Here is a 19970-nt window from a genome sequence, read left to right on the forward strand (position 1 = left end):
AACTTTCCCCTCACATCACTGTGCCGGTAAACCCCTGGCCCTTGCAGTGCGGAAAGTCATGACTTCGGGCGATTCCTGGGATCTGTCCGGGTTTGACGGGGGCGGTCTGACCTGGGTAAACGCGATGCCCCCGGGATAAATTACCTCCCGGGGGCAAGGTGCCTGCGACATACGTCACAACTCGGCGCTACGGAGCCGGACGGTGGCGGAGCGTCACGAAAGCCGCTCGATCACCATGGCCATGCCCTGGCCGCCGCCCACGCACATGGTCTCCAGGCCGAACTGCTTGTCGTGGAACTGCAGGCTGTTGACGAGGGTGCCGGTGATGCGGGCGCCGGTCATGCCGAAGGGGTGGCCGACGGCGATGGCGCCGCCGTTGACGTTGAGCCGGTCCAGGTCGATGCCCAGATCCCGGTAGGAGGGGATGACCTGGGCGGCGAAGGCCTCGTTGATCTCGACCAGGTCGATGTCGCCGACGGACATCCCCGCGCGCCGCAGCGCCTGCCGCGAGGCCTCGACCGGGCCGTAGCCCATGATCTCGGGGGAGAGCGCCGAGACGCCGGTGGAGACGACCCGGGCCAGCGGGGTGATGCCCAGCTCGCGCGCCTTGGTGTCGGACATAACCACCAGCGCCGCCGCCCCGTCGTTGAGCGGGCAGCAGTTGCCCGCTGTCACGGTGCCGTCGGGCCGGAAGACCGGCTTCAGGCCCGCGACGCCCTCCATGGTCACTCCCGCCCGCGGACCGTCGTCCGCGGCCACCACGGTGCCGTCAGGGAGCGTCACGGGGGTGATCTCGCGCTCCCAGAAGCCGTTCTTGAGGGCCTGCTCCGCCAGGTTCTGCGAGCGGACGCCGAATTCGTCCTGCTCGCGCCGTGTGATGCCCTTGAGCGCCGCCAGGTTCTCCGCGGTCTGCCCCATGGCGATGTACGCGTCGGGCAGCAGCCCGTCCTCGCGCGGGTCGTGCCAGTCGGCCCCGCTCTGCCCGGCGCGCTCGGCGGTGCGGGCGATCGCCTCGTCGAAGACCGGGTTCATGGTGTCGGGCAGGGAGTCGGAGTTGCCCTTGGCGAAGCGCGAGACCATCTCCACGCCCGCCGAGACGAACACGTCGCCCTCGCCCGCCCTGATGGCGTGCAGCGCCATCCTGGTGGTCTGCAGCGACGAGGAGCAGTAACGGGTGACGGTGCAGCCCGGCAGGTGGTCCATGCCCATCCGCACGGCGACGATCCGGGCCAGGTTGAAGCCCTGCTCGCCGCCGGGCAGGCCGCAGCCCAGCATCAGGTCGTCGATGTCGCGCGGATCGAGCTGCGGGATCCTGTCCAGCGCGGTACGGATGATCGTCGCGGCCAGGTCGTCGGGGCGCAGCTCCTTGAGCGATCCCTTGAAGGCGCGCCCGATGGGCGAACGGGCGGTGGAGACGATGACGGCTTCGGGCATCGCGGGCACTCCTCGGCGGGCTGCGGCTGTGGTTCGCGGACGGGGGCGGTCCGGGCCGGTACGGCGCCCCGGACACGGGGGCCGACTGGAAAGTTACCCGCGCGTAGCGCTGTGCGTCATCCGCCGGGCGCTGTGATGCGGGCTACTTTCTGAGCGCTTGCTTACCTGTCGACGCCCCACCCCTACCCCGCCGGGCCCGCGGTTACGCCGACCGGTCCGCGGCATTCTCCGCCTCCCCGGCGTCCCCGGCGCTTCCACCTCCGCCGCCCGCCGCCACGTCCTCCCGCTCCTGCTCCAGCGGCCGCCGCCGGCGCCGTTTGACGAGCGCCCAGCGCCCGCGGGGACCCGCGGCCGTGTCCCGCGCCGCCGTGACCTCCGTGCCGCCCGTGCCGGCCGCCTCGGCCGCCGCCTGGGCCACCGGGAGGAAGCCCTCGCCGCGCCGCGCGTCCGGCCGCTCGTCGGCCAGCGGCCACAGCCCCAGCACCGCGCAGAGCGTCGGCAGCACCGCCATCGCGGCGGTCGCGTAGCCCTCGGCGGAGGGGTGGTAGTTGTCCGGGCCGAACAGCTCGCGCGGCCGCGCCTCGAACTCCGGCCCCAGCAGGTCGCCGAGCGAGACCGTACGGCCGCCCGCCTCGACCACCGCGATGGTCTGCGCCGCGGCCAGCTGCCGGCTCATCCGGCGCGCCAGCCAGCGCAGCGGCTGGTAGACGGGTTCGACGGAGCCGAGGTCCGGGCAGGTGCCGACCACGACCCCGACGCCGGCCGCGCGCAGCTGCCGCACCGCGTCCGCCAGCAGCCGCACCGAGGTCGCGGGCGGCATCCGGTGGGTGACGTCGTTGGCGCCGATCATGATCACCGCCACGTCGGGCGGCGCGGTGCCGGATTCGAGGATCAGCTCCACCTGGCGCGGCAGGTCGTCGGACTGCGCGCCCGGCTGGGCGACGGTGACCAGCCGCACCGGCCGCTCGGCGACCGCGGCCAGGCCCGAGGCGAGCAGCGCGCCCGGGGTCTGGCCCGCGCGGTGCACACCCTGCCCCGCGGCCGTGGAGTCGCCCACCAGGACCAGACGCAGCGGCGGCTCGGCGCCGGGGTGCGCGAACGCCGACCCGTATCTGCCGTCGGCCCGCGGAGGTACGTCCCCCGAGCCGCCGACCACCCGTCTGGCCAGCCTGACCTCCGCCAGCACCAACCCGACCGCCGCCCCGCCCAGCAGGCTGATCCCGCCCCCGCCGACCGCTGCCGCGCCCGCGATCCGCCGTGCCACCCTCGCCCTCGACATCGAGCCCGCTCACCACCCGTCCACTCGCCGGTACATTCACGTGTTGCCCCGCGGAACACCTCCGGCAACGTCAACGGTGTCCGCGCCGTGCGTGCCGCGCCCCTGCTCCGCCGCCCGGGCGTTCCGCCGTTTCGACGTTTCGCCCCGGGCGGGGTGCGTTCCGCCCCCTAGGCTGGCCTCCACCACGACGGAGAACCCGGAGACACTACGGTGCAGTTTCACGACTCGATGATCAGCCTCGTCGGCAACACCCCGCTGGTGAGGCTCGGCAGTGTGACCGAGGGCGTCAGGGCCACCGTCCTGGCGAAGGTCGAGTACTTCAACCCCGGCGGCTCGGTGAAGGACCGCATCGCCCTGCGCATGATCGAGGCCGCCGAGCGCAGCGGCGACCTGAAGCCGGGCGGCACCATCGTGGAGCCGACCTCCGGCAACACGGGCGTGGGCCTGGCCATGGTGGCGCAGCGCAAGGGCTACCGCTGCATCTTCGTCTGCCCGGACAAGGTGTCCACCGACAAGATCAACGTACTGCGGGCGTACGGCGCCGAGGTCGTCGTGTGCCCGACGGCCGTCGACCCCGAGCACCCGGACTCGTACTACAACGTGTCCGACCGCCTGGTGCGCGAGACCCCGAACGCCTGGAAGCCCGACCAGTACAGCAATCCCAACAACCCGCTGTCGCACTACGAGTCCACCGGGCCCGAGCTGTGGCGGCAGACCGACGGCCGGATCACGCACTTCGTGGCGGGCGTCGGCACCGGCGGCACCATCTCCGGCACCGGCCGCTACCTCAAGGAGGTCAGCGAGGGCCGGGTGCAGGTGGTCGGCGCCGACCCGGAGGGTTCGGTCTACAGCGGCGGCTCCGGGCGGCCGTACCTGGTGGAGGGCGTGGGCGAGGACTTCTGGCCCGAGGCCTACGACCGGGGGGTGGCCGACGAGATCGTGGCCGTCTCCGACAAGGACTCCTTCCAGATGACCCGGCGGCTGGCCCGCGAGGAGGGGCTGCTGGTCGGCGGCTCGTGCGGAATGGCGGTCGTCGCGGCGCTGAAGGTCGCCGAACGGCTCGGCCCCGACGACGTCGTGGTGGTCCTGCTGCCGGACAGCGGACGCGGCTACCTCTCGAAGATCTTCAGCGACGAGTGGATGAGCTCGCACGGCTTCCTCGACGAGGGCGAGGGCGAGGCGCGCGTCGCCGACGTCCTGGCGCACAAGGAGGGGGACATGCCGCAACTGGTGCACATGCACCCCGACGAGACGGTCGGCCAGGCCATCGAGGTGCTGCGGGAGTATGGCGTGTCGCAGATGCCCGTGGTCAAGCCGGGCGCGGGCCACCCGGACGTGATGGCCGCGGAGGTGGTCGGCTCGGTCGTGGAGCGCGACCTGCTGCACGCGCTGTTCACCAAGGCCGCGAGCCTGGACGACCCGCTGGACAAGCACATGTGCCGGCCGCTGCCGCAGGTGGGCTCCGGGGAGCCGGTCGGCGACCTGATGACCGTACTGGAGGCGGCCGACGCGGCGATCGTGCTGGTCGAGGGCAAGCCGACGGGCGTTGTGAGCCGCCAGGACCTGCTGGCCTTCCTCGCCCTGCACGGCACCGCCTGACCCGCGGCGGGCGGGCGGGCCGGTGGCCGTCGGGACGGCTCCGTCCGCCGGAGCGGGCGGGGATTCGCGGAACTGGTACACCCGCGACACGTCCGCGCAGCACGCGCTTAACAAGCGTCCGGCACATTGGTGCATGTCGAAAGGGCGGGCGGCCACCCCACCCGGACGGCACCAGACGGCGCCAAGGACTTCCGGAGCGGCTCCCGGACTCCATGGTGACCCGGACGCGTACAGCCCGGTCCTGACCCGGCACGCGTCCCTCGCGGGGACCGCCGTCGTCCCGCCCTCCGGACTCGCTCCGGGGGTGCGGCGGTCCCCGCGACTACCTTCCCGCGCGTCCCGCCGCGCCCGTCAGTCGTCGTCCCGCGCCGGCTTCGTCCTCGCCCACGCACTGGCCAGGCCCTGCGCCATGTTCACGCCCACGATGCCCGCCCAGGTGATGAACAGGCCCGCGGTGCCGGCGTTCACCGCGGCGATGGCGGACAGCGGGATGGCCAGGATCATCGTGAAGCCCGCGAACCCGTAGCGCGCGAAGGCGTGGCCGGTCTGCGGCGGGCCGATCGGGCGGCGGTCGGCGCGGGCGAACGACGTCTGCTGCTGCGCCAGCTCACGGCGGACGCGCTGCTCGACGCGGCTGTCGATACTGTCCGACACCTTCTCGATGAAGGAGTCGACAAGCGCGGATTCGTACTCCGCTCCGAGGTCCTTGCGGGCCTGCAAGGTCGCGGAGAGTTCCTTGGTCAATTCCGGGTCGCGGGTGTCCATGTGCCCACGGTAGGCGGCGGGCTGCGTGGGCCACACTGGGGTTAGCCCCCGGACCCGCCGGGGGCGAGCCGTCCCGCAGGAGGACCCGCCATGGCCGACGCACCGCTGCTGACCGCCCTGCACGGCGGTGAGGACCGGGCGGACGCGGTGACCGTCGACGGGCGCAGCAGCTCGTACGAGGAGCTGCTCGGCGCGGCGGGCGCGGTCGCCCGGCGGGTCGCGGGGGCCCCGGCGTTCGCGGTCCGCGCGACCGCGTCGCTGGAGACGGTGGCCGCGGTCGTCGGCGGGCTGCTCGCCGGGGTGCCGGTCGTGCCGCTGGCACCCGACGCCGGTCCCGCCGAGAGCGAGCACATCCTGCGCGACTCCGGCGCCGAGGTGGTGCCGGTCGACTTCGCCGAACGCGCCGACTTCACCCCCGCCGACGACGCCGCGGCGGCCCGCGCGGACACGGACCCGTCGCCGTACCGAGACGCCGCCCTGGTGCTCTACACCTCCGGGACGACCGGGCCGCCCAAGGGCGTGCTCGTCCCCCGCGGCGCCATTGCCGCGGATCTCGACGCCCTTGCGCAGGCGTGGCAATGGACCGCGGACGACACCCTGGTGCACGGACTGCCGCTCTTCCACGTGCACGGGCTGGTGCTGGGGGTGCTCGGAGCGCTGCGCACCGGAAGCCGCCTGGTGCACACAGGCCGGCCCGTTCCGGGGGCGTACGCGGCGGCGGGCGGCAGCCTCTACTTCGGGGTGCCGACCGTCTGGCACCGTGTGGTGCGCGACGAGGAAGCGGCCCGCGCGCTGGCGGGCGCGCGGCTGCTGGTCTCCGGCAGCGCGCCGCTGCCGGAGCCGGTCTTCCGGTCCTTGCGCGCGCTGACCGGCCACGAACCGGTGGAGCGCTACGGCATGACGGAGACGCTGATCACGGTGAGCGCGCGGGCGGACGGTCCGTGTGTCCCCGGCGCGGTCGGCACCCCGCTCGCCGGGATCCGCACCCGGGTGGCCGAGTCCGCCGACGGGATCGGCGAGCTCCAGGTGCAGGGCCCCACGCTCTTCGACGGCTACCTGGGCCGTCCCGAGGCGACCGCGGCCTCGTACACCGACGACGGCTGGTTCCGCACCGGCGACATCGCCTCGGTCGCCGAGGACGGCACGCACCGCATCGTCGGCCGCGCCTCGACCGACCTCATCAAGTCCGGCGGCTACCGGATCGGCGCGGGCGAAGTGGAGAACGCGCTGCTGGACCACCCCGCCGTACGCGAGGCGGCTGTCGTCGGCGCCCCGCACCCGGACCTGGGGCAGCAGATCGTGGCCTATGTGGTGGCGGACGGTGTGAGCGCCGCGGAACTCACGGACTTCGTGGCCGCGCGGTTGTCGGTGCACAAGCGGCCGCGGGCGGTGCGCTTCCTCGCCGAGCTGCCGCGCAACGCGATGGGCAAGCCGCAAAAGCGTTTGCTGCCCCCGGTCTGACCAGGTAGACGTGGGGGGCGGATCGAGTGGAGGGGCGCGCTCCGTCCGGCTGCGGCCGGACGCCCCGGGGCCGCGCCCGGACCGGCACCCGGTACTTGCCACTTGCCGGGCGGCAAGTAAGCTCATCCGACAGACAACGTTGCCCGTTCCACCGGACGGCCTCCCCGGGCCGTCCGGGTCGCCGATACCCCGGTCCCGCTCCGAAGGGTGGCGGTGATACGTCCTGCCATGGAGGCAGCACCGCATGTTCCACCGCATCGGACGCACAGTCGTCCGCCATCCCGTATGGACCATCGTCGCGTGGGTGATCGCGGCGGTCGCGATCATCGCGACGGCCCCGAGCCTTCCGTCCAACAGTGACGAGAGCAGCTTCCTGCCCAGCAGCTACGAGTCCATCAAGGCCATGGACCTCCAGGAGAAGGCATTTCCCCAGGCCTTCACCCCTGCCGCGATCGTGCTCTACCAGCGCGAGGACGGCGGCAAGCTGACCAAGACCGACCAGGCCGACATCGCCCGGATCACCAAGGACCTGGGCGGCAAGAAGATCGACCAGGTCCAGAAGGTCGTCGACGGAAGCACGTCCAAGGACGGCAAGTACACCACCGCCTACGTCCAGATGGACAAGAAGTCGGCGGGCCAGCCCAAGCAGGCCGACGCCGCGAAGGCGCTGCGCAAGGACTCCACCGACCTGGCCAAGGGCACCGCGCTCAAGGTCCAGGTGGGCGGTCAGGCCGCGCAGAACCTGGACCAGCAGGACGCCGGGAAGACGTCCGACGCGGTCGCGCTGTTCGGCTCGCTGCTGATCATCATCGTCACGCTGTCGATCATCTTCCGGTCGCCACTGATCGCGATCATGCCGCTGGTGCTGCTGATCGGCGTGGTCTTCACCGTCTCCAACGCGCTGATCGCCGACGCCACCAAGGTCTTCGGGCTCCAGGCCAACAGCTCGATCTCGGCCCTGCTCATCGTGGTGGTGCTGGGCGTCGGCACCGACTACTTCCTCTTCCTGATGTTCCGCTACCGGGAACGGCTGAGGGCGGGTGACGAACCCAAGGAAGCGATGATCAACAGCGTCACCAGGGTCGGTGAGGCCATCGCCTCCGCGGCCGGCGCGGTGATCATCGCCTTCTGCGCCCTGGCGCTGTCGACGCTCGGCTTCCTCACCCAGCTCGGCCCGGCCCTGGCCATCCTGGTCGCGGTCACCCTGGTCGCCGGTCTGACGCTCTTCCCCGCGGTGTGCTCGCTGATCCCGGTCCGCGTGCTGTTCTGGCCCGGCCAGAAGTGGCAGCACGAACCCACGGGCACCCGCTTCGCGGCGGTCGGCCGGCTCGTCGGGCGCAAGTCCGGCATGGTCGCCCTGGTGTCCGGCCTGGTGATGCTGCTGCTGACGCTCGGCACGCTGGGCTACAAGGCGTCCTACGACCTGGCCTCCGGCTCGATCCCGAAGAGCAAGGAGTCGATGGTCGTCCAGGACACCCTGGCCAAGGCCTACTCCGCCGGTGCGGCCGAGCCGACCAACGTCTACCTCAACAGCACGAACGGCAAGCCGCTGCCCGCGGACCTCTCCGCCTACAGCGACAAGCTGAGCAAGGCCGAGGGGGTCGCGGCCGTCAGCTTCGACAAGGCGAGCGACCTGAACAAGGCGGGCACCACCGCCAACTTCACGGTCACGCTGAAGTACGAGGCCGCCAGCGACAAGGCGATCGACGCCGTCGACGGCATCCGGAGCGTCGCGCACGACAACGCGCCGCCCGGGACGGAGGCCTTCGTCGGCGGCACGTCGTCGGTCTTCAAGGACATCAACGCGGCCGTCAACCACGACTACCGGACGGTCTTCCCGGTGGCCGCCATCCTGATCATGGTGATCCTTGGGCTGCTGCTGCGCAGCGTGGTCGCGCCCTGGTACCTGATCGCGTCCGTGGGCCTCGGCTTCGGCGCCACCCTCGGCACGACGGTGCTGCTGTTCGGGCGGGGCGACGGGCTGATCTTCATGCTGCCGATCATCATGTACCTGTTCGTCGTCGCCATCGGCACGGACTACAACATCCTGATGATCGCCCGGCTCAGAGAAGAGGCCCGCGAGGGCCGCAGCCCGCGTGAGGCGGCTGCCGAGGCGCTCAAGCACGCCGGTCCGACGGTCGGGGCGGCGGGCGTGATCCTCGCGGCGACCTTCGCGACGCTGATGCTCTCCGGGAACGCCTTCCTCACCCAGATGGGCTTCGCGGTCGCCTTCGGCATCGTGATGGCCGCCTTCGTGATGGCGATGTTCTTCACGCCGAGCCTCACGGCGCTCATCGGCCACGCCGCGTGGTGGCCGGGGCACGCCGACCGGGCGGACCAGTCCGGCGGGACGGGGAGCGGCTCCGGGGACCTCGGCGGACCGGGTGGTCCGGGCGGCTCCGGCGGTCGGCGGGACGCGGAGCTCGACGCGCCCAGGAGGCGCTGAGCTGCGGGTTTTGCGGCGGTAGCCGAGTTATCCACAGGGCCGGGCAGGTGTCGATCACCTGTCCGGCCCTTTCGGTTACGCTGAAACAGCGGACGGTGAACGGGCGGTGACGGAGAGCGAGAAGGGGGGTGGTCGGTCGTGCGAGGAGGGTGAGGGACGGAGAAGCCGGCGGTGGCGCGGGTGCCGGTGCCGGTACCGGAGGGCGACCGGCGGGGCGGGCGCGGGCCTTGCCGGAATGCATACGGTCATGCAAAGTCAGGGATCGGTGAATAGGAGGCCGGAGAAGGGGGTCGGGGATGGGCAGTGGTGACACGGCGAGCGGCGGCAGATGAGCGGCGGCGCATGAGCGGGGGCACGGCTGCGGGCGAGGGCGGCCTCCCGGGCGCGGGCGGGCCGGTGGGCGCGGGCGCGGGCGGACAAGCGGGGGCGGGCGGCGAGAGCGCCGCGGGGCGGCTGCTGAAGCTCTTCGAGGCGCACCGGCTGACACCGACCCAGCGGCGGATCGCGCACTGCCTGGTGCGGCGGGCGGTGGACGCGCCCTTCCTGTCCAGCGTGGAGGTCGCCGAACTCGCGGGCGTCAGCCAGCCGTCCGTGACGCGCTTCGCGGTGGCCCTGGGCTTCGACGGCTACCCCGCGCTGCGGCGGCACCTGCGGGAGGTGCCGGCGGCCGCCTCCGCCGCGCAGGAGGCGGCGGGCGGCAACGAGTACCAGCAGGCCGTGCACGCCGAGATCGAGAACCTGCGGCATCTCGCGGCGCTGCTCGCCGATCCCGCGCCGGTCGCCCGGGCCGGGGCGCTGCTGGCCGCGTCGGTCCCGCTGCCGGTGCTGGGGCTGCGCGCGGCCGGGGCGCAGGCGGGAGGCTTCGCGTACTTCGCCACCAAGGTGCACCCGGACGTGCGGCTGCTGGACGAGGGCGGCACGCTGCTCGCCGACCGCATCGACGCGGCCGTGCGGGCGGGGGCGAGCGCGCTGCTGTGCTTCGCGCTGCCGCGGCATCCGCGGGAGGTCGTCGAGGCGCTGGCGTACGCCCGCGGGGCGGGGCTCACCGTCGTGACCGTGGCGGACAGCGCGTTCGCACCCGTCGCCGCGCACAGCGACCTGCTGCTGCCGGCCGCGGTCGGGACGGGCCTGGCCTTCGACACCGCGTGCGCGCCGATGCTGCTGGGCCGGGCGCTGCTGGAGGCGATGTGCGACGAGCTGCCGCAGGCGCAGGCGCGGCTGGAGGAGTTCGACGCGCGGGCCGCGGCACGCGGGGTGTTCGTGGAGTGAGCCGCGGCCGCCGCCGGGCGGTGCGGGCGCGGGCGCTGCTCGCGAGCGTGGGTGGCCGTCGCGGGTGCGGGGGGTCTCGGCGACCGGTCGCCGCGGAGACGTACGTCTTAACGAAAATCTGAGAATCCCGAAGTAACCTCCCGTCCACCTGGCATGCGACGCCGTGGGCCGGCCGCGGCGGACGGTGCGTGGCGGACGGGCCGGCGGAAGAGGAGGTGTGACGTGGTGCGCGGGGCCTACACATTGGCGCGGGTGGCCGTGACGGTGCGGACCGCGGGGGTGTGGCTGTGGTGGCTGGGGGTCGTCGCGGCGGCGCCCGGTACGGCGGTGACGTTCAGCCCCACCGGGCGGCGGATCGGGGTGATGGCCGGGGCGGCGCTGTTCGTCGTGGCCGCCTTCGCCGTCTTCTTCGTCCGCGGCGGCCGGGCCGAGGCGCGGGCGCGGGCGGCGAGCCGGGCGGCGAAGTCGGTCTTCCTCCAGGACCGCAAGGTGACCGCGCGGGCCTGGTTGCGGCGGCGCCGCTGGTGGCTGCTGCTCGCCTTCGTGGTCGCCCTGGGCTCGTCGGCGGGGCTGCCCTGCGCGGGCGGGATGCTGCTGGCCGGGGTGGGCGCGGGGCTCTTCGTGCGGGCGCTGCGAATAGCCCGGATCGAGCGGGGCCGGGAGGCGCTGCTGTGGGTGCGGCCCGACGGCGACCCCGCCGCCTACCAGCTGACCGGTCTCGGGGCGGGCGACGCCGTGGCGGGTGGCGGGCGCCGCCGCTGAGGCCGGGCGGGCCGGGCCGGGCTCAGGGCTGGAGCGGCGGCAGGGCGGCGCCGCTCTCGGCGAGCAGCTCGTCGAGTGTCTGGGCGGCGCGCACCGGCGCGAAGCCGGGCTCGGCGCCGGGCTCGCCGGCGTAGGCCCAGACGGCGGGGCGGGGGAGCGCGTTGTAGGCGAAGTGGGTCGAGAAGTAGTAGGCCCCGGTGTCCAGCAGGGCGACGTGGTCGCCCGCGGCCAGCAGCGGCAGGGCGCGGCCGCGGGCGACCAGGTCGCCCGCGAAGCAGCAGGGTCCGGCGACGTCCTGGACGACGGGTTCGCCGGTCTTGGGCCGCCCCTGCGGGTCGAGGGCGAGGACGCGCAGCGGCCACGCGTCCGGCGCGAAGACGGTCCGGGTGGCGACCTGGGCCCCCGCGTGCGTGACGGCGATGGGCCGCCCGCCGGCGGACTTGGCGTATTCGACGCGGGCCAGCACCGTGCCGTGCTTGGCCAGCAGCGAGCGGCCGAACTCGGTGACGATGCCGTACCGCCCGTCGAAGAGGCCGGGCACCTCGGCGCGCAGCAGGTCGGCGTAGGCGCCGAAGGTGGGGTCGGTCGCGTCCGAGGTGAAGTCGACGGGCAGCCCGCCGCCGATGTCGAGGGTCGTGACCTGCTGCCGTCCGGCGGCCGCGTTGATGCGCTCGGCGAGGTCGTACGCGGCCCGTACGCCCGCCGCCATGAGCGGCAGCGGCACGCCCTGGGAGCCGGTGTGGGTGTGCAGCCGGGTCAGCCAGGGCCGCTCGGCGTAGCTGCGCAGGACCCACTCCTCGGCGCCCGGGTCGCGCAGCGCCACGCCGAACTTGGAGGTGGCGGTCGCCGTGCTCATCGCGTCGATGCTGCCGCCGCCGATCTGCGGGTTGACCCGAAGGCCCAGCGGCGAGGCGGAGGGGGCGGCGGCCAGCAGGGCGTCGATGCGGGCGAGTTCCTCGGGATTGTCGGCGTTGACGGCGATGCCGAGGGCCAGCGCCTCGCGCAGTTCGGCGGCGCTCTTGGCGGGGGAGTCCAGCACGGTCATCTCCGGCGGGATGCCCGCGGCCCGGGCGAGGGCGAGCTCGCCGGGGCTGGCCACCTCCGCGCCGAGCCCGTACTCCCGCAGCAGGCCCAGGACCGGCACCAGGGACGCCGCCTTGACCGCGAAGGTGTGCTGCACGGCCACCCCGGGGGTGGCGAAGGCCGCGTGCAGCGCGGTCGCCGACCGCCGGACGCCCGCGGTGTCCAGCAGCCCGACCACCGGCTGCTCCTCGCTCACCAGGGCGCGCGCCACCGCCGCCCGCAGCGCTGCGCCCCGCCGCTGTGCCGCCTGCTCGGCGGCCTGCTTCGCCTCGTCCGTCATGGGCGCCATCCCACCACCCCCGGGCCCGCTCCCGCCACCGCCCCGCCGACTTGTTGACTAGAGCTATTCAGCCCCCGAGGATGTGAATATTCAGTGACGTGGGCAGTGTCGACGAGGAGGCCGCACCGATGACGGGACCGAGGCCGGTACGCGCACCGCGCGGTACGGAGATGAGCGCGCTGGGCTGGCAGCAGGAAGCCGCGCTGCGCATGCTGCAGAACAACCTCGACCCCGAGGTGGCCGAGCACCCCGACCGGCTGGTCGTCTACGGCGGCAGCGGCAAGGCCGCGCGCGACTGGGCGTCCTTCGACGCGATGGTCCGCACCCTGCGCGGCCTGAAGCAGGACGAGACGATGCTCGTGCAGTCCGGCCGCCCGGTCGGTGTCATGCAGACCCACGAGTGGGCGCCGCGCGTGCTGATCGCCAACTCCAACCTGGTCGGCGACTGGGCCACCTGGGAGGAGTTCCGCCGCCTCGAAGCCCTCGGCCTGACCATGTACGGGCAGATGACGGCCGGTTCGTGGATCTACATCGGCACCCAGGGCATCCTCCAGGGCACCTACGAGACGTTCGCCGCGGTCGCCGCCAAGCGCTTCGGCGGCAGCCTGGCCGGCACGATCACCCTCACCGCGGGGCTCGGCGGCATGGGCGGCGCGCAGCCGCTCGCCGTCACCATGAACGGCGGCGTCGCCCTGTGCGTCGACTGCGACCCGCGCGCCATCGAGCGCCGTATCGCCCACCGCTACCTCGACGTCCGCGCCGACGACCTCGACCACGCGCTGCGGCTCGCCACCGAGGCCCGCGACGCCCGCCGCCCGCTGTCGATCGGCCTGCTCGGCAACGCCGCCGACGTGCTGCCGCGGCTGCTGGCCATGGACGCCCCCGTGGACATCGTCACCGACCAGACCTCCGCCCACGACCCGCTGGCGTACCTGCCGCTCGGCGTGGACCTCGCCGACATGGCGGACTACGCGGCCGAGAAGCCCGCCGAATTCACCGAGCGGGCCCGTACGTCGATGGCCCGGCACGTCGAGGCCATGGTCGGCTTCCAGGACGCGGGCGCCGAGGTCTTCGACTACGGCAACTCGATCCGCGGCGAGGCGAAACTCGCCGGGTACGAGCGGGCCTTCGCCTTCCCCGGCTTCGTCCCCGCCTACATCCGCCCGCTCTTCTGCGAGGGCAAGGGCCCCTTCCGCTGGGCGGCGCTGTCCGGCGACCCCGCCGACATCCACGCCACCGACCGCGCGATCCTCGACCTCTTCCCGGAGAACGAGTCGCTGGCCCGCTGGATCCGGCTGGCCGGCGAGCGCGTCCACTTCCAGGGCCTGCCCGCCCGCATCTGCTGGCTCGGCTACGGCGAGCGCGACAAGGCCGGGGAGCGCTTCAACGAGATGGTCGCCGACGGCACCCTCAAGGCCCCGGTCGTGATCGGCCGCGACCACCTGGACTGCGGCTCGGTCGCCTCCCCCTACCGGGAGACCGAGGCGATGCGCGACGGCTCCGACGCCATCGCCGACTGGCCGCTGCTCAACGCCATGGTCAACGTCGCCTCGGGCGCGTCCTGGGTGTCGATCCACCACGGCGGCGGCGTCGGCATCGGCCGCAGCATCCACGCCGGACAGGTCACCGTGGCCGACGGCACGGCGCTCGCCGCCGAGAAGATCCGCCGGGTGCTCACCAACGACCCCGGCATGGGCGTCATCCGCCATGTCGACGCCGGGTACGAGCAGGCCGAGGACGTCGCCGGGCAGCGCGGGGTGCGCGTCCCGATGCGCGAGGCGTCCGCGTGACCGGCGGACCGGGGGAGCGGGGCACGGCGCCGGACGCGGGCACGGGAGCCGCCCCGCGTACCGGCGACGGCTTCCAGGCCATGTGGCGCGACCTCGCCGGGATCGGCCGGCACGCTCCCTCCGGCGGCTACCGCCGGCACGCCTGGACGCCCGCCGACACCGACTGCCGCGCCTGGTTCCGCGCGCAGGCCGCCGCGCGCGGGCTCGCGTACGAGACCGACCGCAACGGCAACCAGTGGGCCTGGCTCGGCGACCCGGCCGCGGGCGACGCCGTCGTCACCGGCTCGCACCTGGACTCCGTGCCGGACGGCGGCGCCTTCGACGGGCCGCTCGGCGTGGTCTCCGCCTTCGCCGCCCTCGACGCGCTGCACGCCCGGGGCGCCCGGCCGCGGCGCCCGCTGGGGATCGTCAACTTCACCGACGAGGAGGGCGCCCGCTTCGGACTGGCCTGCGTCGGCTCCCGGCTGACGGCCGGTCAACTGGCCCCGGCCGACGCCCGCGCGCTCACCGGCGCGGACGGTGTGACGCTCGCGCAGGCGATGGAGCGCGCCGGGCAGGACCCGGACGCGATCGGGCCCGACCCCGAACGCCTCGCCCGCATCGGCGCCTTCGTCGAGCTGCACATCGAGCAGGGCCGGGCACTGGACCTGGTGGGGGAGCCGGTCGGGGTGGCCTCGGCGATCTGGCCGCACGGCCGCTGGCGCTTCGACTTCCACGGCGAGGCCAACCACGCGGGCACCACCCGTCTGGAGGACCGCCGCGACCCGATGCTGACGTACGCCACGACCGTGCTCGCCGCGCGCAAGAAGGCCCGGCTGGCGGGCGCGCTCGCGACCTTCGGCAAGGTCGCCGTCGAGCCGAACGGCGTCAACGCCATCGCCTCGCTCGTCCGCGGCTGGCTCGACTCGCGCGCCCCCGACGAGGACACCCTCGCCGCTGTCGTCGCCGCGATCGAGCAGGCGGCGGCGGAGCGCGGGGCACGCGACGGGGTGCGGGTGAGCGTCACCCGTGAATCGTTCACCCCCGTGGTGGATTTCGCACACGAGCTGCGCGACCGGCTTGCCGCCCTGCTCGGAGCGGGTGCGCCGGTACCCGTTCTGCCCACCGGAGCGGGACACGACGCCGGAATCCTCTCCGTGGCCCTTCCGACCGCCATGCTGTTCGTACGCAACCCCACGGGCGTCTCGCACTCCCCGGCGGAACACGCCGCCGAGGACGACTGCGCCGCCGGAGTGTCCGCGCTCGCCGACGTATGGGAAGGTCTCGCGTGCAGGTGACGTACTGGCTGGAAAACGCCTGGCTCGGCACACACGCCGCGCCCGGCATCCTCCTGACCGTGGCCGACGACCGGATCGCCGAGGTACGCGACCGGGTCGACCACCCGCCGGCCGGCGCGACGGCGCTGCGCGGCCTGACCCTCCCGGGCCTGGCCAACGCCCACAGCCACGCCTTCCACCGCGCCCTGCGCGGCGTCGCCCAGATCGGCGCCCGCCCGGACCCCGGCACGGCACCCGGCCCCGGCACCCCACCTGGCGGCCCGGCCGGTACGGGAGCGCGCTCGGCGCCCACCTCCTTCTGGAGTTGGCGCGACGTCATGTATGACGTCGCGGGCGCGCTCGACCCCGACAGCTACTTCGCCCTCGCCCGCGCCGTCTACGCCGAGATGGCGCTCGCCGGCATCACCTGCGTCGGCGAATTCCACTATCTGCACCACCAGCCGGACGGCACCCCGTACGCCGACCCCAACGCCATGGGCGAGGCGCTGATCGCTGCCGCGGGCGAGGCGGGCATCCGGATCACCCTGCTCGACACCGCCTACCTGCACGGCGGCTTCACCCGCACCGGCTACCGCCCGCTGGAGGGCGTGCAACTGCGCTTCGGCGACGGCACCGCCGACCGCTGGTACGACCGCTGGTCGCGGCTCAAGGGCGAGGGCCACGCCAAGGTCGGCGCCGCGGTCCACTCCGTGCGCGCCTTCTCCGACCGCGACGGCTACCGGCTCTTCGCCGAGCGCACCGCGGACGTGCCCGTGCACATCCACCTGTCCGAGCAGACCGCGGAGAACCAGGCCTGCACCGCGCTGCACGGCCGCACCCCGGCCAGGCTGCTCGCCGACAACGGCTTCTGGCGCCCCAACACCACCGCCGTCCACGCCACGCACCTGACCGCGGGCGACATCGCGCTGCTGGGCACCGGCGGCGGCACCGTGTGCATGTGCCCCACCACCGAGCGGGACCTCGCCGACGGCATCGGCCCGGCGCCGCAACTGCGCCGCGCCGGCTGCCGGATGAGCCTGGGCAGCGACAGCCACGCCGTGATCGACCTCTTCGAGGAGGCGCGCGCGGTCGAGCTGAACGAGCGCCTCCAGGCCCGCACCCGCGGCCACTGGACCGCCGCCCAGCTGCTGCGCGCGGCGACCGACGACGGCCACGCGAGCCTCGGGTGGCCCGACGCGGGCCGCCTGGAGCCGGGCGCGCTCGCCGACTTCACGACGGTCGCGCTGGACACCGTGCGGACCGCGGGCCCGCCGCCCCGGCTGGCCGGCGAGACGGCCGTATTCGCGGCCACGGCCGCCGACGTACGGCACACCGTGGTGGGCGGCCGGCACGTCGTACGCGACGGGCGGCACCAGCTCGTCCAGGACGTGCCCGGCGCCCTGGCCTCGGCAATCGGCGCCCTGCGCCACTGACCCCGGCCCCCGCGGCCCGGCCCTCCGCGGCGCGGGTCCCCCGCAGGCCCCCGACGACGGCGAGAGCACCCACGATGACGAGCAGCGGCACCGCGGACGGCCCGGCGACCCCGGCGGGAGCGGGCACGGCGCACGCGACCACCCCCGCGGACAGCGCCCACCAGGCGGCTCCTGCCCCCGCGCCCAGCATGCTCGTCACCGGCATCGGCAGCCTGCTCACCAACGATCCCTCCCTCGCCGCGGCCACGGGCGACGGCTCGCTCGCCGCCCTCGGACTCCTCCCCGGCCCGGCGGCGGTCGTGATCGACGGCGGCCGCGTCGCCTGGCTCGGTCCCTCCAGCAAAGCACCCCCCACCGACAACCGCCTCGACGCGGGCGGTCGGGCCCTGCTCCCGGGCTTCGTCGACTCCCACTCCCACCTGCTCTTCGCGGGCGACCGGGCCCCGGAGTTCGCGGCCCGGATGGCCGGTCGCCCCTACACCGCGGGCGGCATCCGCACGACCGTCGCCGCGACCCGCGCGGCCGACGACGCCGAACTCGCCGCGACCCTGGAGCGCTTCCTCGGCGAGGCGCTGCGGCAGGGCACGACGACCCAGGAGACCAAGTCCGGCTACGGCCTGACGACCCGTGACGAGGCCCGTGCGCTCGCGGTCGCCGCCCGGCACACCGACGAGGTGACGTATCTGGGCGCGCACGTCGTCCCGCCGGAGTTCGCCGCCGACCCGGACGGCTACGTCGCCCTGGTCACGGGCGAGATGCTGGACGCGTGCGCGCCGCACGCCCGCTGGATCGACGTCTTCTGCGAGCGCGGCGCCTTCGACGGCGACCAGGCCCGCGCCGTGCTCACCGCGGGCGCCGCGCGCGGCCTGGTCCCGCGTGTGCACGCGGGCCAGCTGGGCCCCGGCCCCGGCGTGCGGCTGGCGGTGGAGCTGGGCGCGGCCTCGGCCGACCACTGCACGCACCTGACGGACGCCGACGTGGACGCGCTCGCGAGCGCCGCGGACACCACCGTGGCCACGCTGCTGCCGGGCGCCGAGTTCTCCACCCGCGCCCGCTACCCGGACGCGCGGCGGCTGCTGGACGCGGGCGCGACCGTGGCGCTGTCCACGGACTGCAACCCGGGCTCGTCCTTCACCACGTCCATGCCCTTCTGCGTCGCGGTCGCGGTGCGGGACATGGGCATGACGCCGGACGAGGCGGTGCACGCGGCCACGTACGGCGGCGCGCGCGCCCTGCGGCGTACGGACGTCGGCCGGATCGCCGTCGGCGCGCGCGCCGACCTGCTGCTGCTCGACGCGCCCAGCCATGTGCACCTCGCCTACCGCCCCGGGGTACCACTGGCGGCGGCGGTGTGGAAGGCGGGCGTGCTGCGCCACGTCTCGCCCGCGCTCGGCGGCGCGGGATTCCGCGCGTGAGGCGTCGGGACGCGGACGGGACATGACAGAGCGTTCCGAGTCGCGACAGAACGTTTCAGCTCGCGACAGGACGTGACACGACGCGACACGGCCGCGCAGCCGGCCCGGCCGGTTGCGCGGCCGCCTCCCGCGGCCTGCCGCCTACTCCTCGACGAGCAGCCCGCGGCGCAGCCGTGACAGCGTGCGCGTGAGTAGGCGGGACACGTGCATCTGCGAGATGCCCAGCTCGTCGCCGATCTCGGCCTGCGTGAGGTTGCCGACGAAGCGCAGCGCCAGGATGGCCCGGTCGCGCTGCGGCAGCCCGGCGATCAGCGGCTTGAGCGACTCGACGTACTCGACGCCTTCCAGATCGTGGTCCTCGTAGCCGATCCGGTCGGCGAGAGCGCCCTCCGGGTCGTCCTCGGCGGGCTGGGCGTCCAGCGAGCTGGCCGTGTAGGCGTTGCTCGCCGCCATGCCCTCGATGACCTCCTCCTCCGGGAGGTCCAGCCGCTCGGCCAGCTCGCGCACGGTGGGCGTGCGGTCGAGCCGCTGGGCCAGCTCGTCGCCCGCCTTGGCGAGGTCGAGCCGCAGCTCCTGGAGGCGCCGCGGTACGCGCACCGACCAGCTGGTGTCGCGGAAGAAACGCTTGATCTCGCCGACGATCGTCGGCATGGCGAAGGTCGGGAATTCCACCCCGCGGCTCAGCTCGAAGCGGTCGATCGCCTTGATCAGGCCGATCGTGCCCACCTGGATGATGTCCTCCATCGGCTCGCTGCGGGTGCGGAAGCGCGCCGCGGCGAACTTGACCAGAGCGAGGTTGAGCTCGACCAGGGTGTTGCGGACGTACGCGTATTCCTGCGTGCCTTCTTCCAGGCCGTGCAGGCGGGCGAAAAGAGTCTTGGACAGGGCGCGCGCGTCGACCGGTCCGATCTCGTCGTACGGGGGAATCTCCGGGAGCCCCTCAAGCCCCTCGCTTTGCTCCAGCGCTTGGTTCTCCTGATCCAGGCCGAGCCGGGGTGCCATCTGCTCCTCCTTGCGTGCGGCGGTCGGCTGTGCCACTGCCGTACCTCCACCCCTACGCCTGTTGTCCGGGGCGTCGCAAGTTCTACGTCCGTCTCAGGCGTTTTGCCCGGATCTGCCCGCGCACTCTGCGCATATACCACGTGATCGTGCGTAAACCCTTCCCTTGCCGGGCCGGGAGGTGGTGCGCCCGCGCGGGCGGCCGACTACCGTGCCACCGGGGAAGCGCGTAGGGTCGTCAACCGCGTCACCACGTAGGGCGAAGGAGCACACATGGACCGCGAAGCGGTCGGCACCGCAGGCCTCGGCCGATTGCGGGTCGAGGTCGTGCAGCACGACCGCACGGCGGTGTTCACGCCCGCGGGCGAGCTGGACCACCACACCGCGGACCTGCTGAGCGAGCCGCTCGACGCGGCCATCGACGCCGGTGCCCGGCGCCTGGTGGTCGACTGCTCGCAGCTGGAGTTCTGCGACTCGACCGGGCTCAACGTGCTGCTGAGCGCGCGGCTGCGGGCCGAGGCGCAGGGCGGCGCGGTGCACCTGGCCGCGATGCGGCCGACCGTCGCCCGGGTGCTGGAGATCACCGGCGCCGACGTGGTGTTCACATTGCACGAGACGCTGGACCAGGCACTCCGCGAGTAGCGCGGGACTGCCGCAGGGCGATGGGCGCGACAGGTGCCGTACGGTGCCTGAGCTTTC

At 73.9% G+C, this 19970-nt stretch carries 15 protein-coding genes; 10 read left to right on the top strand and 5 right to left on the bottom strand.

The features are described from left to right. Positions 1-213 precede the first annotated feature (213 nt). Entirely contained in the window at positions 214-1434 is a 1221-nt protein-coding gene (locus ACH4SL_RS04175; protein WP_398441819.1) for an acetyl-CoA C-acetyltransferase, read from the bottom strand. 202 nt (positions 1435-1636) lie between these two features. Beyond that, the gene (locus tag ACH4SL_RS04180) at positions 1637-2713 is read right to left on the bottom strand and encodes an SGNH/GDSL hydrolase family protein (RefSeq protein ID WP_398441820.1); all 1077 of its coding nucleotides are present in this window, start codon (positions 2711-2713) and stop codon (positions 1637-1639) included. Between the two features lie 210 nt (positions 2714-2923). Here ACH4SL_RS04180 and ACH4SL_RS04185 point away from each other — a divergent pair, with 210 nt between their 5' ends. Beyond that, on the top strand, positions 2924-4312 hold the full coding sequence (locus ACH4SL_RS04185; RefSeq protein WP_398441821.1) for a cystathionine beta-synthase: 1389 nt from the start codon (positions 2924-2926) through the stop codon (positions 4310-4312). Between the two features lie 351 nt (positions 4313-4663). On the opposite strand, the gene ACH4SL_RS04190 is transcribed toward ACH4SL_RS04185, so the two are convergent. Beyond that, the gene (locus ACH4SL_RS04190; protein ID WP_398441822.1) at positions 4664-5077 is read right to left on the bottom strand and encodes a hypothetical protein; all 414 of its coding nucleotides are present in this window, start codon (positions 5075-5077) and stop codon (positions 4664-4666) included. A gap of 90 nt (positions 5078-5167) precedes the next feature. On the opposite strand from ACH4SL_RS04190, the gene ACH4SL_RS04195 reads away from it, so the two are divergent. From ACH4SL_RS04195 to ACH4SL_RS04210, 4 genes are all read left to right on the top strand, one after another. Next, positions 5168-6538, top strand: a complete 1371-nt coding sequence (locus ACH4SL_RS04195) for an AMP-binding protein (RefSeq protein WP_398441823.1) — start codon at positions 5168-5170, stop codon at positions 6536-6538. Positions 6539-6782: 244 nt separating this feature from the next. Beyond that, positions 6783-8984 carry an MMPL family transporter gene (locus ACH4SL_RS04200; RefSeq protein WP_398441824.1) on the top strand — a complete coding sequence of 734 codons (2202 nt, stop codon included), beginning with the start codon at positions 6783-6785 and terminating at the stop codon, positions 8982-8984. A 342-nt stretch (positions 8985-9326) separates the two neighbouring features. Beyond that, a complete protein-coding gene (locus tag ACH4SL_RS04205; protein WP_398441825.1) occupies positions 9327-10253 on the top strand; it encodes a MurR/RpiR family transcriptional regulator in 927 nt (308 codons plus the stop codon). 222 nt (positions 10254-10475) lie between these two features. Next, positions 10476-11015, top strand: coding sequence for a hypothetical protein (locus tag ACH4SL_RS04210; RefSeq protein WP_398441826.1), 540 nt, complete (start codon positions 10476-10478; stop codon positions 11013-11015). A 22-nt stretch (positions 11016-11037) separates the two neighbouring features. Here the strand turns inward: ACH4SL_RS04210 and ACH4SL_RS04215 are convergent, their stop codons facing one another. After that, positions 11038-12378, bottom strand: coding sequence for a diaminopimelate decarboxylase (locus tag ACH4SL_RS04215; protein ID WP_398441827.1), 1341 nt, complete (start codon positions 12376-12378; stop codon positions 11038-11040). Between the two features lie 128 nt (positions 12379-12506). On the opposite strand from ACH4SL_RS04215, the gene hutU reads away from it, so the two are divergent. The 4 genes from hutU to hutI all read left to right on the top strand — a co-directional run bounded on the left by hutU (position 12507) and on the right by hutI (position 18272). After that, a complete protein-coding gene (gene hutU, locus ACH4SL_RS04220; protein WP_398441828.1) occupies positions 12507-14168 on the top strand; it encodes a urocanate hydratase in 1662 nt (553 codons plus the stop codon). A gap of 80 nt (positions 14169-14248) precedes the next feature. Continuing rightward, a complete protein-coding gene (locus tag ACH4SL_RS04225) occupies positions 14249-15445 on the top strand; it encodes an allantoate amidohydrolase (RefSeq protein ID WP_398441905.1) in 1197 nt (398 codons plus the stop codon). Beyond that, on the top strand, positions 15421-16857 hold the full coding sequence (locus ACH4SL_RS04230) for a formimidoylglutamate deiminase (protein WP_398441829.1): 1437 nt from the start codon (positions 15421-15423) through the stop codon (positions 16855-16857). The genes ACH4SL_RS04225 and ACH4SL_RS04230 overlap by 25 nt, the downstream gene beginning before the upstream one ends. A gap of 188 nt (positions 16858-17045) precedes the next feature. Next, positions 17046-18272 carry an imidazolonepropionase gene (gene hutI / locus ACH4SL_RS04235; protein ID WP_398441906.1) on the top strand — a complete coding sequence of 409 codons (1227 nt, stop codon included), beginning with the start codon at positions 17046-17048 and terminating at the stop codon, positions 18270-18272. A gap of 141 nt (positions 18273-18413) precedes the next feature. On the opposite strand, the gene ACH4SL_RS04240 is transcribed toward hutI, so the two are convergent. Further along, complete coding sequence (locus ACH4SL_RS04240; RefSeq protein ID WP_398441908.1) at positions 18414-19274, bottom strand: RNA polymerase sigma factor SigF; 861 nt, start codon at positions 19272-19274, stop codon at positions 18414-18416. A gap of 270 nt (positions 19275-19544) precedes the next feature. Here ACH4SL_RS04240 and ACH4SL_RS04245 point away from each other — a divergent pair, with 270 nt between their 5' ends. Then, complete coding sequence (locus ACH4SL_RS04245) at positions 19545-19913, top strand: STAS domain-containing protein (protein WP_398441830.1); 369 nt, start codon at positions 19545-19547, stop codon at positions 19911-19913. The last annotated feature ends 57 nt before the right edge of the window (positions 19914-19970 follow it).

The sequence above is a fragment of the Streptomyces sp. NPDC021020 genome, assembly GCF_044333285.1.
Classification (GTDB): Bacteria; Actinomycetota; Actinomycetes; order Streptomycetales; family Streptomycetaceae; genus Actinacidiphila.

Excerpts from the sequence above, each read along its gene's own strand:
- ACH4SL_RS04175 (WP_398441819.1), bottom strand. The coding sequence starts at position 1,434 with ATGCCCGAAGCCGTCATCGTCTCCACCGCCCGTTCGCCCATCGGGCGC.
- ACH4SL_RS04180 (WP_398441820.1), bottom strand. The coding sequence starts at position 2,713 with ATGTCGAGGGCGAGGGTGGCACGGCGGATCGCGGGCGCGGCAGCGGTC.
- ACH4SL_RS04190 (WP_398441822.1), bottom strand. The coding sequence starts at position 5,077 with ATGGACACCCGCGACCCGGAATTGACCAAGGAACTCTCCGCGACCTTG.
- ACH4SL_RS04195 (WP_398441823.1), top strand. The coding sequence starts at position 5,168 with ATGGCCGACGCACCGCTGCTGACCGCCCTGCACGGCGGTGAGGACCGG.
- ACH4SL_RS04200 (WP_398441824.1), top strand. The coding sequence starts at position 6,783 with ATGTTCCACCGCATCGGACGCACAGTCGTCCGCCATCCCGTATGGACC.
- ACH4SL_RS04205 (WP_398441825.1), top strand. The coding sequence starts at position 9,327 with ATGAGCGGGGGCACGGCTGCGGGCGAGGGCGGCCTCCCGGGCGCGGGC.
- ACH4SL_RS04215 (WP_398441827.1), bottom strand. The coding sequence starts at position 12,378 with ATGACGGACGAGGCGAAGCAGGCCGCCGAGCAGGCGGCACAGCGGCGG.
- hutU (WP_398441828.1), top strand. The coding sequence starts at position 12,507 with ATGACGGGACCGAGGCCGGTACGCGCACCGCGCGGTACGGAGATGAGC.
- ACH4SL_RS04225 (WP_398441905.1), top strand. The coding sequence starts at position 14,249 with ATGTGGCGCGACCTCGCCGGGATCGGCCGGCACGCTCCCTCCGGCGGC.
- ACH4SL_RS04230 (WP_398441829.1), top strand. The coding sequence starts at position 15,421 with ATGGGAAGGTCTCGCGTGCAGGTGACGTACTGGCTGGAAAACGCCTGG.
- hutI (WP_398441906.1), top strand. The coding sequence starts at position 17,046 with ATGCTCGTCACCGGCATCGGCAGCCTGCTCACCAACGATCCCTCCCTC.
- ACH4SL_RS04240 (WP_398441908.1), bottom strand. The coding sequence starts at position 19,274 with ATGGCACCCCGGCTCGGCCTGGATCAGGAGAACCAAGCGCTGGAGCAA.
- ACH4SL_RS04245 (WP_398441830.1), top strand. The coding sequence starts at position 19,545 with ATGGACCGCGAAGCGGTCGGCACCGCAGGCCTCGGCCGATTGCGGGTC.